The organism is Tunturibacter empetritectus, assembly GCF_040358985.1.
Taxonomy (GTDB): Bacteria; Acidobacteriota; Terriglobia; order Terriglobales; family Acidobacteriaceae; genus Edaphobacter; species Edaphobacter empetritectus.
Map to the genome: position 1 here is coordinate 3164862 of NZ_CP132932.1, position 14462 is coordinate 3179323.

Annotated in this window: 12 protein-coding genes and 1 tRNA gene; 7 read left to right on the forward strand and 6 right to left on the reverse strand. The window is 59.9% G+C overall.

Annotated features, from left to right (window positions below; all coding sequences use genetic code 11):
* Window positions 1-14 precede the first annotated feature (14 nt).
* From RBB75_RS13140 to RBB75_RS13150, 3 genes are all read left to right on the forward strand, one after another.
* A complete protein-coding gene (locus RBB75_RS13140; RefSeq protein WP_353068332.1) occupies window positions 15-1181 on the forward strand; it encodes a mannose-1-phosphate guanylyltransferase in 1167 nt (388 codons plus the stop codon).
* Window positions 1182-1268: 87 nt separating this feature from the next.
* Window positions 1269-2717, forward strand: a complete 1449-nt coding sequence (locus RBB75_RS13145) for a phosphoglucomutase/phosphomannomutase family protein (protein ID WP_353068333.1) — start codon at window positions 1269-1271, stop codon at window positions 2715-2717.
* The gene (locus tag RBB75_RS13150; protein WP_353068334.1) at window positions 2714-3379 is read left to right on the forward strand and encodes an HAD family hydrolase; all 666 of its coding nucleotides are present in this window, start codon (window positions 2714-2716) and stop codon (window positions 3377-3379) included. Before RBB75_RS13145 ends, RBB75_RS13150 begins: the two co-directional genes overlap by 4 nt.
* 367 nt (window positions 3380-3746) lie before the next feature.
* On the opposite strand, the gene RBB75_RS13155 is transcribed toward RBB75_RS13150, so the two are convergent.
* On the reverse strand, window positions 3747-4097 hold the full coding sequence (locus RBB75_RS13155; protein ID WP_353068335.1) for a hypothetical protein: 351 nt from the start codon (window positions 4095-4097) through the stop codon (window positions 3747-3749).
* 286 nt (window positions 4098-4383) lie between these two features.
* On the reverse strand, window positions 4384-5163 hold the full coding sequence (gene kdsB, locus RBB75_RS13160) for a 3-deoxy-manno-octulosonate cytidylyltransferase (RefSeq protein WP_353070392.1): 780 nt from the start codon (window positions 5161-5163) through the stop codon (window positions 4384-4386).
* Between the two features lie 140 nt (window positions 5164-5303).
* Between kdsB and RBB75_RS13165 the strand changes: the two genes are divergently transcribed.
* From RBB75_RS13165 to RBB75_RS13175, 3 genes are all read left to right on the forward strand, one after another.
* A tRNA-Met gene (locus RBB75_RS13165) sits at window positions 5304-5380 on the forward strand.
* Between the two features lie 152 nt (window positions 5381-5532).
* On the forward strand, window positions 5533-6765 hold the full coding sequence (locus RBB75_RS13170) for a S41 family peptidase (protein ID WP_353068336.1): 1233 nt from the start codon (window positions 5533-5535) through the stop codon (window positions 6763-6765).
* A gap of 74 nt (window positions 6766-6839) precedes the next feature.
* The gene (locus tag RBB75_RS13175; protein WP_179637217.1) at window positions 6840-9395 is read left to right on the forward strand and encodes a penicillin-binding protein 1A; all 2556 of its coding nucleotides are present in this window, start codon (window positions 6840-6842) and stop codon (window positions 9393-9395) included.
* Here RBB75_RS13175 and RBB75_RS13180 read toward each other — a convergent pair.
* The 4 genes from RBB75_RS13180 to RBB75_RS13195 are packed head-to-tail and all read right to left on the reverse strand — an operon-like array spanning window position 9340 to window position 12807.
* Window positions 9340-10326, reverse strand: coding sequence for a bifunctional riboflavin kinase/FAD synthetase (locus RBB75_RS13180; RefSeq protein ID WP_179637218.1), 987 nt, complete (start codon window positions 10324-10326; stop codon window positions 9340-9342). The two genes, RBB75_RS13175 and RBB75_RS13180, sit on opposite strands and share 56 nt — an antisense overlap.
* Window positions 10326-11126 (reverse strand): MBL fold metallo-hydrolase, encoded by an 801-nt coding sequence (locus tag RBB75_RS13185; protein ID WP_179637219.1) that lies wholly within the window; start codon window positions 11124-11126, stop codon window positions 10326-10328. Before RBB75_RS13185 ends, RBB75_RS13180 begins: the two co-directional genes overlap by 1 nt.
* 2 nt (window positions 11127-11128) lie before the next feature.
* Entirely contained in the window at window positions 11129-11740 is a 612-nt protein-coding gene (locus RBB75_RS13190) for a DUF1844 domain-containing protein (RefSeq protein ID WP_179637220.1), read from the reverse strand.
* 2 nt (window positions 11741-11742) lie between these two features.
* Window positions 11743-12807: a YgfZ/GcvT domain-containing protein gene (locus RBB75_RS13195; protein WP_353068337.1), complete on the reverse strand. Its 1065-nt coding sequence runs from the start codon at window positions 12805-12807 to the stop codon at window positions 11743-11745.
* 58 nt (window positions 12808-12865) lie between these two features.
* On the opposite strand from RBB75_RS13195, the gene RBB75_RS13200 reads away from it, so the two are divergent.
* A complete protein-coding gene (locus RBB75_RS13200; RefSeq protein ID WP_353068338.1) occupies window positions 12866-14449 on the forward strand; it encodes a hypothetical protein in 1584 nt (527 codons plus the stop codon).
* Window positions 14450-14462 lie beyond the last annotated feature (13 nt).

The following is a 14462-nucleotide window of genomic DNA, read 5'->3' on the forward strand; positions in this document are numbered from 1 at the left end:
TAAGACGGAGGCTTATGTCCATTGAAGGCGGTAAGACGGAGCAGAAGTTCGCTCCGGTGATTCTTGCAGGCGGCAGCGGAACACGGTTTTGGCCTCGAAGCCGGAAGGCTCGGGCGAAGCAGGTGTTGGCTCTGGATGGAGAGCGCACCATGATTCAGCAGACGGTGGAGCGGTTGACTTCCGTGGTTGATCCTTCCGAAGTCTGGGTGGTTACGAACAGCCTTCTTGACGACCTGATCGCCGAGCAGCTGCCGGAAGTACCTCGCAAACATATCCTGAGCGAACCAGCGGCCAGAAATACCGCGCCTGCGTGTGCTCTTGCTGCGTTTCTGCTGGAGTCGACTGCTCCAGAGACGGTGATTGGCATCTTTCCGTCGGATCATGTGGTGAAGAATAAGGCCAGGTTTGCCGAGGTGATTCGCGCCGGGATTGCGCTGGCTGCGAGTGGAGAGAAGATTGTAGTTCTTGGTGTTCCTCCCACGCGGGCAGAGACTGGTTATGGATACATTGAGTTGGGGGAGACTCTAGATCCTTCATCGGTTCCTCATTCCGGCGTTGCGGTTCGGCGCGTCAAGCGGTTTACGGAGAAGCCGAACGCTGAGGTTGCGGAGCAGTTCGTTGCGTCGGGCAACTACGCCTGGAACGGCGGAATCTTCCTGTGGAGTGCGCGAACTCTGGCCAATGCGATTCGCGAACACTGCCCTGAGATGGCTCCTCTGCTGGAGAAGATAGCGGCTGCTCATCGCGTCTCGAAGGAGGAGTTCGAGCGCGTGTTTGCGGAGGTTTATCCGCAGTGCGAGAACATCAGCATCGACTATGCGGTGCTTGAGCCGCGCTCGGCCAAGGGCGAAGCGGGCGCTGAGATCTACAGTCTTCCTGGCGACTTCGAGTGGAACGATCTTGGTTGCTGGTCGGCGCTGCATGAACATGCGGCTGGTTGTCCGCCGGAGAGCGTCTCGGTGGCGAATGTGTTTGAGGGGGAAGATCCGCTTTGCATCTCGATTGACTCCACCGGAAACTATATTCACGCGCCTGGTAAGGTGATTGCGCTGGTTGGTGTTACAAACCTTGTGGTAGTTCAAACGAAGGACGCTCTGCTGATTACGACTCGCGAACGATCGCAGGAAGTGGGACAGGTTGTTGCTCAGCTGAAGAGTGCTGGTCGAGAAGACCTCATCTGAGAATCGCCCTCTAAGAATCGTCAGTAAAGATCGTCAACTCGTTGTCTTGTCGTTGCATCAATTCATTCAGGAAAAATCAAACAACATATGGCAGAGACAGTTGTAAAGTTTGGCACCGACGGTTGGCGGGGAATCATTGCGGATGACTTTACTTATGCGAATGTCCGGGTCGCGGCGTCTGCGATTGCGAACTATGTTTTAGCGCATGAGAATGCGGCGGCCGGGGTGTGCATCGCGTATGACACGCGGTTCGGCTCGCACTCGTTCGCCAAGGTTGTGGCTGAAGTGCTCGCCGGGGCGGGTATTCCGGTGGCGATGGCCGCGGAGATTACGCCGACACCGGCACTCTCGTATGCGGTGCGCGAGCGCAAGGCTGCGGGTGGCGTGATGATCACCTCTAGCCATAATCCTGCGGAGTGGAACGGGGTGAAGTATAAGGCGAGTTATGGGGGTTCGGGCAAGCCTTCGATCATGGCAGCGATTGAAAGCTATCTGGACAAACCGCTGGCAAAGGCTGCCAAGGCGGCTCCGATCGAGACTATCGACTTCAACACGGACTACGTTGCTGCGATCGCGCGGTTCGTGGATCTTGATGCGATTCGTGCCTCCGGGTATAAGTTTTTGATTGACTGCATGTATGGTGCGGGGCGTGGTGTGGTTGCTGGCATCTTTGCGAAGGCTGGGGTTCCTTTCGTCGAGATTCGCAACGAGATCAATCCGGCGTTTCCGGGGATCAATCCTGAGCCGATTCTGCCGCACATCAAGGAGTCGCAGGTTGCTGTGGTAGCGGAGAGGTGCGATGCAGGGCTGATTACGGATGGGGATGCGGACCGGATCGGTGCGGTCGATGAGCATGGCAACGTGGTCGATGCACACAAGATCTTCGCGGTGATTTTGAAGTGGCTGCTGGAGCGCAAGGGGTGGCCGGGCGATGTGACGCGCGCGTTCAACACGACGAAGATGCTGGACCGGATCTCGGCGAAGTATGGGCGGCGGCTGCATGAGCATGGGATCGGGTTCAAATATGTCTGCGACCTGATGCTCGAGCAGGAGATTCTGATCGGTGGTGAGGAGTCGGGTGGCATCGGCATCAGCCGGCACCTGCCGGAGCGGGATGGGATGCTGAACTCGCTGCTGCTGGCCAATGTGATGGCGGATGAGAAGAAGACGCTCGGCCAACTCGTCGCTGCGTTGCAGGAGGAGTTCGGCGAGCACCAGTATGGGCGCATCGATATGCACATTGATGAGGAGCTGAAGCAGTCTGCGATTGCCCGGGCCAAGGCTTTGCAGGATGCGGCTGGCGCGGACTTCGCGGGTTTGAAGGTGCTTCGGGTGGAGACGCTGGATGGGATCAAGTTCTTTCTGGAGAATCCTGACTGCGCGGTCAAGCCTAACGCTGCGGAGACCTGGCTGCTGCTTCGGGCTTCGGGGACGGAGCCTTTGCTGCGGGTGTACTGCGAGAGCTGCTCGATGGAGTCGGTGGAGCGGGTGCTGGCGGCGGCGAAGACGTTTGTGCTGCAGGGGCGTGGGGCTTGAGTGAAGAGCATTCGGTGCAGGTGAAGGGCATTCTGTTCGATATGGATGGGGTGCTGGTGAGCTCGATCGGTTCGGTGGTGCGTTGCTGGCGGCAGTGGGCGGAGCACTATGGAATTCCGAACGCGGAGATCTATGAGGTGCCGCATGGGATGCGTGCGATTGAGATTGTGAAGTCGCTGATTCCTGAGATCGATCCTGAGGAAGGGCTGCGGTATATCGAGGATCTGGAGATGAATGATGTGGCGGACCTGGTGGTGCTGCCGGGGGTGCGGGGGCTGCTGGAGAGTCTGCCGGCGGAGCGGTGGGCGATTGTGACCTCTGCAACGCGGAGGCTGCTGCTGGGGCGTCTGAAGGCGGCTGGGCTGCCGGTGCCGGAGCGGATTATCAGTGCAGATATGGTGGAGCGGGGGAAGCCCGACCCGGAGCCTTACCGGCGCGGTGCGGAGCTGCTTGGACTGCGGCCTGAGGATTGCCTGGTGGTGGAGGATGCTCCTTCGGGCGTTGATGCCGGGCTGGCCGCCGGGTGCCGGGTGCTGGGCGTTGCCGGGACACACAGCGTAGAGGAACTGGAGGGGGCGCAGTGGGTTGTCCGGTCGCTTGAGGGGGTTTCGGTGGGCGTGGGCGTGGATGGGTTGGAAGTGCGGTTCACCCCAGTAGGCTGAGTCTGGTAACAACTGGATCTGCCGTCTGCATGATGTCTCTGGCAACGTCTTATCTCCTCTCTCCTGGTGCAGGGGTCCCCCCCCCCTATTACCGGCGCGTAAATTGCTTATTTTCAATAATTTAGACGAAAGCATTGTCCGTAAAAATGAGATAACAAAGGGCTTACCCGCAGATTCCTGCAAACAAAGGAGTTATGGCTGATTATTCGTCTTAAACGCAAAAACTCCACGGGTTTCGTGGAGCTTTTTGTTCCTTTGCTTCAATTATAGAGGATTGAGGGTAACTGATACGCCACGCCGATATCGTTGAATACGCTTGCTTTATGCGCTTCAGGGGGTTGACAGCGATTTTTGCCACTCTTCTTCTTCACCAGTGGATGGCGGGGGTGAAGATGTAGTGGGTTTCGAGAAAGGAGGCGAGGGGGTAGAGAAGGAGCATGATGCCGGTGGCCCAGTAGAAGATCTGGAGGGGAAGGGTGGAGGAGAGGGCTGGGCGGGGTAGGGGCTCGGCTTCGCGGAAGACCAGGCCGCCAACGAGGGAGATGCCGGCAGAGAGGGCGAGGAGGAGGAGCGAGTCCAGGATGCGGTCGTTGAGGGCCTGATGGGGCTGGGGCAGGAGATGGGGGTCTTCGAGGGTGAAGAAGACGGTGTGGAAGACCATGAGGAGGGAGAGGAGGCAGAGGAGAAGAGCTACGGGTTTGGCGAGTTCGAGCAACATGCTCCTGCTCCCTTGGGTGGGGATTAGTTTAGCAGTTGGTGGGTTTGACTTGGGGTTTGTGGAGTCTTTGGGTTGGAAGGTTCGAACGGTATGGGTGGGTGGAATGTGTCGGGATCCTTCTCTTCGTTCAGGATGACGGCTAAGAGCAGGCGGCGCAAAAGCAAAGCGAAGGCAAAGGCGAGAGACGGGGATCCTTCGACTGCGTGACTCACAAAGTGCCGTGAGTCACTTCGCTCAGGATGACGATTTCATTGGAATCAGCGTGACAGTGTTATGGGTGCGAATTTTAAGAGCTAATTGATGACTGGCGCAGGAGGAGGGACTCTACGCGTTGGAGGTCTTCTTCCGTGTCTACTCCGATAGTGTCGAAGTCGGTGGGTTCGACGTGGATGGGGATTCCGTTTTCGAGGAAGCGGAGTTGTTCGAGGCGCTCGGCTTGCTCAAGGAGGCTGGCGGGTAGGGTGGGGAAGCGCTCGAGGGTGGCCTTGCGGTAGGCGTAGAGGCCTATGTGCTTCCAGTACTCGGGGCCAGTTCCTTCGCGGGCTTGTGCATCAAGATCGTAGGGGATGGTGGCTCGGGAGAAGTAGAGGGCGCGGCCATCGGCGGCGGTGACTACCTTTACGGCGTTGGGGTTGGCGATGTTTTCCGGCGTGCAGAGGACTTTGAGGGTTGAGACTTCGACGTGGTGGTGAGCGAAGGGGCGGAGGAGTGCGGTGAGGTGCTGGGGTTTGAGGAGGGGCTCGTCGCCCTGGATGTTGACGTAGATATCGGCGTGATGATGGCGGGCGACGGCGTGGACGCGGTCGGTGCCGCTGGGGAGGTCGGGCGAGGTGAGCTGGACGGGCCATTGGTTGCGGTGGCAGAGCTCGGCGACCTCGTCGGAGTCGGTGGCGATGAGGACGCGGTCAAGCTGGGGGCAGGCGCTGGCTGCCTCATAGACCCAGGCGAGCATGGGACGTCCGGCGATGGTGCGAAGGACTTTGCGCGAGAGACGCGTGGAGGCGAGACGGGCGGGGATGACGCCGAGGATGATCGGCTTTGGATCTTGGCCGACTTGCTGAGGGATCTCGCCGACGTGCGGAGCGCTGTCACTGGCTGGCTTTTCGCTGTAGCCGGAATCAAGTATGATTGGAGATGGCTGTGCCGTGGCGATGGTTCACTCTGACCACAGAGGAGTTTTGCGCCGGCATACCCCTTACACACATCGGCGGTGTAGCTCAGATGGTTAGAGCGACGGACTCATAACCCGTAGGTCGGCAGTTCGATTCTGCCCACCGCCACCAAAGTGTTATAGCGACTGCTGGCGCACTCTGTATGGATCGAGAGTATCATTTTGTCTATATTGTTTTGCCTGCGGGGTCATTTGGCCTGCGGGTGCGTCTAACTTCTGTTGTGCCAGGAATACCCCGAATACCCCTTGGAGTCGCTCCGAACTATGCCTAAGATCTCGAAGATTCTGTTGCTCGCCGTGTCGGTTGTTCTGGTTGTCACTGTGTTTCTGGGGGTGAACTCGAACCCCGTGAGCGCTGCGAGTGAGCCGCAGGATGGGGCGTATCGCCAGATCAACGTGTACAGCGAGGTGCTGCGGCATATTCAGACGGACTACGTGGAAGAGCCGAATATCAATGCGGTGACCAACGGCGCGCTGCGCGGGCTGTTGGAGTCGCTGGATGCGGACTCGAGCTATCTGACGCCTGAGGACTACAAGGCGTTCAAGGCGGATAAGGGCGGCAAGGCGCAGGTGGGGATCAACGTTTCGAAGCGGTTTGGGTATGCGACCGTGGTTTCGGTGGTGCCGGGCAGCCCGGCGGATAAGGCGAACCTATCAGACGGCGACATTATTGAGGCGATCGGGCCGCAGGATACGCGGGATATCTCGCTGGCGATGATTCAGCTGTTGCTGGAGGGAGCGCCGGGGAGTGAGCTGACGGTTTCGGTGGTGCGGCCTCGGAAGGCTGCTCCGGACAAGATTGTGATGACGCGGGTTTCGACACCGCCGGCGCCGGTTGCGGAGACGATGTATGAGAACTCCTCGATCCTTTATCTGAAGCCGGGTGTGCTGGATCGTGACCATGTGCAGCAGATCGAGGCCAAGCTGAAGGCGATGCCGAAGGTGGGAAACAAGAAGATTTTGCTGGATCTGCGCGACGTTGCTGCGGGGGATATGCCGGAGGCGACGCGTCTGGCGAATTTCTTCCTGAAGGATGGCACGATTGCGATTCTGGAAGGGCAGAAGGTAGCGAAGCAGACGTTTACGGCAGAGGCTTCGAAGTCGATCAATACGACGGCGCCGGTGGTGGTGCTGGTGAATCGTGGGACGGCGGGGCCGGCGGAGCTGGTGGCGGCGGCACTGCTGGATAACAAGCGGGCGGACCTGGTGGGGGAGAAGACGTTTGGCGAGGGCGCTCAGCAGAAGACGTTTGAGCTGCCGGATGGGGCGGCGTTGATTCTGTCGATTGCGAAGTACGAGTCGCCTTCGGGGAAGAAGCTGCAAGATGATGGTGTAACGCCGGGCGTTCTGGTGGCTTCAGCCGCAGAGGATGCTGTGGCGGAAGAGGATACAACGATTCCGGCGGAGAAGGCGCAACAGCCTCTGCAGAAGCCGGCGGTGACGGTGGACGAACAACTGACGAAGGCGCTGGACCTGTTGAAGAGCAAGTCTGCTTAGGCTGATTATTTCGGGTGTGATTGGCCCTTTTGTGGGAGAGAAACGCCTCCTCTGCCGTGCTATGGTGAGACTTCGTGCAGAGCCTACACAGTCCCGAAAAAAGGCCGCCAACGCCTGATGACGAGATTCCCGATTGGCAACGTGCGCTTCGCCGTGCGACGCTGAACGGGCCTGATTATCCGAGTCGGCGCATCGCGAGACGGGTTACGTTTTATGTGTTGCTGGGGCTGTCTGCGGTCTTTGGGGCGCTTTGCGGGCTGATGCTGGTCTACTCGATCGATCTGCCACAGATGGATGACCTGGCACGGTATCGTCCGAACACTACGACGGAGCTGCTGGATGTGCATGGGAAGCCGTTTGGCTCGTTTGCGCTGGAGCGTCGCGTCGTGCTGCCGTACTCGGAGTTTCCGACGGTTCTGAAGCAGGCGATTATTTCGATTGAAGACAAGAGTTTTGAGAGCAACTGGGGGGTGAACCTGGTGCGGGCGGTGGGGGCTGCGTACCGGGATCTGCATTCGAGCGGTAAGGCGCAGGGGGCGTCGACGCTGACGATGCAGCTGGCGCGCAACTTGTTTCTCTCGTCGGAGAAGACGTATGGCCGCAAGCTGCAGGAGGTCTTCCTGTCGGTGCAGATTGAGCGGCGATTTACGAAGGAACAGATCTTTGAGTTGTATGCGAACCAGATCTACCTGGGGCATGGGACGTATGGATTTGAGGCTGGGTCGGAGTACTTCTTCAACAAGAAGGTGCGTGATCTGACGTTGCCCGAAGCTGCGCTTCTGGCTGCGCTGCCGAAGGGGCCTGAGGCTTATTCGCCGATCAAGTATCCTGACCGCGCTTTGAAGCGCAGAAATCTTGTACTGAGCGAGATGCTGGCCGATGGGAAGATCACGAAGAAGCAGGCGGAGGCGGCGGAGGCCGAACCGCTGGGGCTGCACTTGGAGGCGCCGGCGAATAGTGTCGCGCCGTATTTTGTGGAAGAGGTGCGCAGGCAGCTGGAGAAGCAGTTTGGCGTGGAAGAGGTGCATGGCGCAGGGCTGAAGGTTTATACGACGCTTGATCTGGATCTGCAACAGGTGGCGAATAAGGCGATTCTGGATGGCACGGCGACGTATGAGCGCCGGCGCGGGTGGAAGGGAAGGCTGCCGAACGTGGTGCTGGACGGGGCGGATGTGGAGAGCTATCGGCATCCGGACTGGGTGCAGCCGATTGATATTGGAAGCTACGTCCACGGCGTGGTGACGACGGTCTCTGCGAAGAAAGTTACGGTAAAGCTTGGTGCGCGGCTGGTTGTGCTTACGCCGCAGGACTGGAGATGGACGCAGAACCTGGATGGGGACAGCTTCCTGCGCACAGGGGATGTCGTGTACGTCAAGGTTATGAGCTTTGCAGGGGATGGAACGCTGAACGCTTCGCTGGAGCAGGATTCGGGCGCACAGGCTTCGCTGATGGCGGTGGACAATTCGACCGGCGAGGTGCTGGCGATGGTGGGCGGAAGGGACTTTGCCTTGTCGCAGTTCAATCGCGCTACGCAGTCGCAGCGGCAGGTTGGTTCGTCGTTCAAGCCCTATGTTTATACGACGGCGATTGAGGGTGGAGCTAAGCCTACGGACATCATCGTTGATGGACCGACGACGTTTCCTACGCCGAATGGGCCTTACACGCCGCATAACTACGAGGGCGACTATAAGGGCGCGATGTCGCTGACCAACGCGTTCGCCGAGTCGAGGAATATTCCCGCGCTGAAGCTGGCGGACCGTTATGGAATCCGTAAGGTGATTGAGACGGCGCACCGCTTCGGGATTACGAGCAATATTCCTGCGTTTCTTCCGGTGGCAATTGGTTCGGCAGATATATCTCTCTCGGAGCAGGTGAGCGCGTACAGTGTCTTTCCGAACGACGGCATCCGTGTTGAGCCGCGATACATTCGGAGGATTACTCAGGCAGATGGATTGCCGCTGGATCCGGCTCCTTCGCAGGTGTCGGAGGTCGTCTCGGTGGATACGGCGCGGACGATGATGCAGTTGCTGCAGGCGGTGGTTCGCTATGGGACGGGGGCCTCGGCTTCGCAGTTGAAGCATCCCCTGGGCGGCAAGACCGGGACGACGAACGACTATACGGATGCGTGGTTTGTAGGATTTTCTCCATCAATCACTTGTGGGACGTGGATTGGATTTGACGATCGCGAGTCGCTTGGGGAAAAAGAGACAGGGGCACGCGCGGCGCTTCCGATGTGGATGGATTTTATGAGGGCCGCGATCGCGACTAGGCCGGATGAGGCGTTTCCAGCTGCGGGTGCTGCGAAGAAGAGGCTGGATGTGCCCGGCAGTGCCGTGAGCGAGGCTAATCCGGTTCGTCCGCAGGTGAAGAAGGTGCAGGCAGAAGATTCAGGGGCGACGAGCGGGGTAAGGCCGAAGGATGTTCTTCCCACTGCTCCCCAGGCTAGCTCAACGCCATCGGTTCCGGTGGAGAAACCAAAGGCGAACGGGGCGGCACCGCAGGCGATTTATTTGCCGTTGAAGCCTGCGGTGCCGCAGGCGGTTGCTGCGCGTGTGAAGCCGGCAGCTATGTCGGCTAAGCCTGCGGATGAGCGGAGTGGAGTTTCGAATCCACCACCCGACATATATTGAAGTAGCGTTTTGCCTTGGCGACGTCGCGGCCGATCTGCTCTTTCAGCGCTTCGGGATTTTGCCAGCGCATCTCGGCGCGGAGGCGACGAAGAAAAGTCAGAACAAGCGGCGTCGATTCGTCCAGCTCGATTGGGTGGAAGTTGAGTAGATGGGTTTCGACGGTGAAGGAGTCTGCGCCGAAGGTTGGGCGGTTGCCTACGTTGGTCACACCTTCAAAGGTCTCGCTTGATGACTCTGTGCCTACGGTGAGTGAGGTGATGTAGACGCCGTTGGCGGGAAGCAGCTCGGCGTAGGGCGCGAGGTTGATGGTGGGGACGGTGTAGCGGGTGCCGTAGCCGCGGCCTGATGCTGGTGTGCCGCAGACGGCGAAGCTGCGGCCGAGCAGGGCTCGAACGTGGGTGACGTCGCCTTCGGCGATCATCTGGCGGATGCGGCTTGAGGAGATGGTCTCTCCGCGCAGATGACGCGGCGCGTAGACGCGCACGGTGAAGCCTAGTTCGCGGCCGAGAGCTTCGAGGCTTTCGATGCCTGCCTCGGCCTGATAGCCGAAGCGGAAGTTTTCGCCTTCGTGGAGTTGAGTGACACGGAGGGCTCGCTGGAGAATCTCGGTGGCGAAGGTGCGGGCAGTCATGCGGGAGAGTTCGCTGGTGAAGGGAAGTACCAGCACTGCGTCGATGCCCGTGCCTGCGAGCAGCTCGAGTTTTTGCGCAAGCGGCGTGATGAGCGGTTGACTGGATTCGGGACGGAGGACGCGTGCGGGGTGCGGGTCGAAGGTGATGGCTACGGAGCGGAGGTTTTTTGCACGAGCCTGGGCTACGACTTCGGCGATGACCCACTGGTGGCCGCGATGGACGCCGTCGAAGTTTCCAATAGTGGCGATTGTGGGGCCGAAGTCGGCGGGGATGTCGGCGAGTTGGCGGAATATCTGCATCAGGCGATCTCGAAGGTGAGCTTGAGGCCGTCGTAGGCCAGACGGATGTGGGATGGGAGGGCGGCCTCTGTGGCTTCGTGGTCGAGGTCGTGGCTCATGTGGGTGAAGAAGGCTCGGCGCGGCTTGAGTTGTTCGACGAGGGAGACAGATTTGTCGAGATGCGAGTGGCTGGGATGGGGGTCGCGGCGGAGGGCGTCGAGGATGAGGACGTCAAGATTCTGGAGGAGCGGGATGCTCTCGGCGGGGATGTCGCTCATGTCGGTAAGGTAGGCGGCGTTGCCGAAGCGATAGCCGGTGATCTGCTCGCGGCCGTGGGTGACGGGGACTCGACGTATGCATGCGCCGAAGAGATCTACTCCAGAGCCTGGCGTTGGGTCGATGCGATGAATCTCAACTCGGGCGCTGGTAGGATAGCGGTCTTCTTTGCGAAAGGTGTACTCGAAGATGCGCTCGAGGGTCTTTGCGGTGGCGTCGTCGGCGTAGATGGGGAGGTTTCCGTTGCCGCGGAAGCTGAGGGGGCGCAGGTCGTCGAAGCCGAGGACGTGGTCGGCGTGGCCGTGGGTGTAGAGGACGGCATCGACGCGGCGGATGTTCTCGCGGATGGCTTGGGCGTGGAAGTCCGGGCCGGTGTCGACGAGGATGGTGTGGTGGTTGTAGTCGAGACGAAGGGAGGGGCGGGTGCGGCGATTGCGTGGGTCGCCATGCGAAGACACAGCGGAGGTGCAGACGGCGCAGTCGCAGCCGAGGGTTGGCACCCCCATGGAGGTGCCGGTGCCGAGGAAGGTGAGGGTCGCCTCCATCGTTAGCGGACGATGCTGGGGCCGCCTGGGCCAGGACGGGCTGGGCCGCCGGGGGCCTTGGAGGCTGCGGAACGGGCGAGCGCCTGCGTGACTTCGAGGAAGGCCATGCGCAGTTCGAAGAGAGCGCTTTCGAGCAGACGTGACTCTTCGGTGGAGAGATTACCTTTGGTCTTCTCTTCGAGAACCTGGAGCATGTCGATGCTCTGGCGTGCTCCGAGGATGTCGACCTGGGGCTGCTGGCCCTCCTGCGTGGTGCCGCCGAGCTGCAGGATGGAGGTCATATAGACGGACTGGACGAGCTGATCGAAGCTCATGGTGGGTGGATGGTCCATGCCGGGGTTGGCTGAGCGGATTGCGGTGTCGAGGCGATCGGCTGTCATCTCGTAGGCGCGCTTGGCCTGCTCGGTCTGCTCTGCGGTTAGGGCTGGCGGGAGCTCGGGCTCCTGCGGTGTCTCGGGTGCGACGGGCTGGGATGGCGTTGCAGCGACTGGTTCTGCCGGCCGCGCCTCGCGCTCTTCTCTCTCTGGCGAAGGATCGGCGTCAGGGCGCAGCTCGCCGTCCATGGTGAACTTGCGGCGGTCGGTGACAACGAAGGGCTTTTTCTGTTCAGGCATGTTCACACTCTTTCAGGAGGTTCAGATGCAACCGATGGCGCAGAGGCTGCAGGTTGCGAAAAGGGGAGCGAGACCGGTTGTGCGATACCGCCGGGGTAAGTGATGGAGAGTCCGCGGTCCAAAGCCTCGCGGCGTATGTAGCCTAGTGCGAAGTGGACGGCCCGGGCTTCGCCTGGTAGCGGGATGGCAGCGATGCTGGTGAGTTCGCCTACTTGCTTGCCGTCGGCTTCGAGCGATATGCCGGCGGGTGGAAGATCTCCTTTGAGGAGAAAACCGCTGAAGGTGCGATGGACGTTGCCGCGGGAGCGGATGCGCTCGACGATCTCCTGGCCGAGGTAGCAGCCCTTGGCGAAGTGCAGGGCGCGGGTCTGGCCGGTCTCCTGGGGGAGTTCGCGGTCGCGGATGTCGGTTCCGAGCTGCGGAGTTCCTTCGAGGATGCGGAGCCATTCAAGGCTTTGCTCTTCGCAGAGCGTTGCATCGAGGCCTTGAAGGATGCCGGCTAGCTTTGCCGCGATCGCTTCATCGGCCCATAGTTCGTACCGCGGAACGAGGGGACTATAGGCGTGGAGGATATCGACTGCGGCGTTGTTCCAGCTGAGCGAGTGCATCGTAAGGGGGGCCAGGTCGCCGGTGGCGAGGCCGATTTGTTGAAGGAGCGAGGCTGCTTTGGGACCGGCGAGCAGCAGGCCCGCTCGCGTGCTGCTTATGTCTGCGAGCTCTACATCGTCCATAATGATGAATCGGTCGAGCAGCGTTATCAGGGTTGAGACTTGCGGCGAGCTTGTCTCCATGAGGAGATCGTCCGGGCGGGCAAAGATGGTGGCGTCGCCCTGGATGCGGCCTTGAACGCTGAGGAGAAAGTTATAGGTGCCCTCGCCGGGGAGTAGCTGCTGGATGGAGTTGGTTACCATCCCGTTCAACCAGCGGACGCGGTCCTCTCCGGTGACTCGGATCCAGCCGGTGTTGTGCAGAGCGGATATGCCGGTGTTCTGGAGGAGCGCCTTGAGCTGCAAGGCGGGAGTCGAAGTTGACGGGATCGAGATTTCGGATTGTGCTGATGAACTCATGACGGATTGATGCAAAAAACTTGCGTACACTTGATTATAGCGGTGGATCGAGAGGGTTATGTTGCTGGGAAGGCTTTGGGTCGGGAGCGGAAGTTCGACGGGGATGATCGCGGCCTTTGCGCTGTGGTCGGCCAGTTTTGGGGCCTATGCCGCGCAGACATCGGCGCCGGGTGCTGCTCAGCCGACTGCGCCCACTGCGAGTCAACAGCCGATGACCAAACAGCAGGCGAAGGAGCTCTTTCGGTCTGTGGATGAGATTCTCAGCTTCGTCAGCAGCGACACGAAGTTGCCGATTGAACATACCGTGAAGCGCAAACTTATCTCGCGCGATCAGGTGAACCACTACCTCAAAGACAAGTTTGACGAAGATGAGGGCGCCAAGCGCATGGAGCGGTCGGAGGTTGTGCTTAAGAAGTTCGGGCTGCTCGATCGCGATTTTCATTTGCGCTCGTTTTTGCTGTCGCTGTTGACCGAGCAGGTTGCAGGTTTCTATGACAACAAGACGAAGACAGTAAATCTGCTGGACTGGATTGAGCCTGATGAGCAGAAGCCGGTATTGGCGCATGAGCTGACTCACGCTCTGCAGGACCAGAACATTGACCTGACGAAGTGGTCGGACGTGAGTTTGTCCAGCACCTCGCATAACGTGCAGGAAGACAATCATCACCTGCAGATGGATGAGGCAGATACCGCGCGCACGGCGGTGGCGGAGGGACAGGCGATGGCGGTCTTCATCGACTACACGCTGCGGTCCACCGGCAGGACGATCGCCGATGCGCCGGATCTTGCGAACAAGTTGAAGGACCAGGCGACAGACGCGGGCGGATCGCCTGTGATGGCGCGTGCTCCGCTGTTGTTGCAGGAGTCTTTGCTGTTTCCCTATGGCGAAGGGCTTGGCTTCGAGCAGGCGATTCTGGTCAAGGCCGGCAAAGAGGCGGCGTTTCATGGCGTGCTAGCGAATCCTCCGTCTTCGAGCTTCGAGATCATGAATCCGGAGGCCTACATGGCGCATGCGCCGGTGCCGCTGGTCCGATTGCCGGATATTCATCCGCTGCTCGATGCGGAGTACACCCCCTACGATGTCGGCGTGATGGGGGAGCTGGACGTTCGCATTCTTGCTGAGCTGTTCGGCGGGCGGGAGCAGGCAGCTTCACTCGCGCCAGAGTGGAATGGTGGTGTCTACTATGCAGCGCAACGCAAGTCGGCTGTGACCGAGGCGGAGAAGGAGTCAACGGCGTCCATTGCGCTGCTCTACTACTCGCGATGGAAGAACGCTGATTCGGCGCGTTCTTTTCTGCGTATCTATGCGGCGCAGATTCCGAGAAAATATTCGAACGTTGTGGAGCGCAAGAGCGATGAGACTGAAGATGAAGAGCTGGTGTACTCCACTAATGAGGGAGATGTAGTGATCTCTCGCGCGGGCGATTCGGTGTTTATCGGCGAAGGTTTCAATCTGGCGCTCGCACGAAAGCTGCGCGACATGATTGGGAGCATACAGCCTGAAGGGCGGATGCAGCAGGCGGTTGTGCCGGTCATTGTGCCAGTCAACGAGCCAGCGCTCTCGATGTCGCGAGTTCTAGCGTCTTTCGGCGCTGTCAATGAGAGCACGCTGCAACGGTATACTTCCAGAGGGGCGAGGTAGCCAGCGGAGCTTG

What these genes read in the sequence shown, in the direction of transcription:
- RBB75_RS13145 (WP_353068333.1), top strand. Translation starts at nt 1,269, where the DNA reads ATGGCAGAGACAGTTGTAAAGTTTGGCACCGACGGTTGGCGGGGAATC.
- RBB75_RS13200 (WP_353068338.1), top strand. Translation starts at nt 12,866, where the DNA reads ATGTTGCTGGGAAGGCTTTGGGTCGGGAGCGGAAGTTCGACGGGGATG.
- RBB75_RS13195 (WP_353068337.1), bottom strand. Translation starts at nt 12,807, where the DNA reads ATGAGTTCATCAGCACAATCCGAAATCTCGATCCCGTCAACTTCGACT.
- RBB75_RS13140 (WP_353068332.1), top strand. Translation starts at nt 15, where the DNA reads ATGTCCATTGAAGGCGGTAAGACGGAGCAGAAGTTCGCTCCGGTGATT.
- RBB75_RS13185 (WP_179637219.1), bottom strand. Translation starts at nt 11,126, where the DNA reads ATGGAGGCGACCCTCACCTTCCTCGGCACCGGCACCTCCATGGGGGTG.
- RBB75_RS13180 (WP_179637218.1), bottom strand. Translation starts at nt 10,326, where the DNA reads ATGCAGATATTCCGCCAACTCGCCGACATCCCCGCCGACTTCGGCCCC.
- RBB75_RS13190 (WP_179637220.1), bottom strand. Translation starts at nt 11,740, where the DNA reads ATGCCTGAACAGAAAAAGCCCTTCGTTGTCACCGACCGCCGCAAGTTC.
- RBB75_RS13155 (WP_353068335.1), bottom strand. Translation starts at nt 4,097, where the DNA reads ATGTTGCTCGAACTCGCCAAACCCGTAGCTCTTCTCCTCTGCCTCCTC.
- RBB75_RS13170 (WP_353068336.1), top strand. Translation starts at nt 5,533, where the DNA reads ATGCCTAAGATCTCGAAGATTCTGTTGCTCGCCGTGTCGGTTGTTCTG.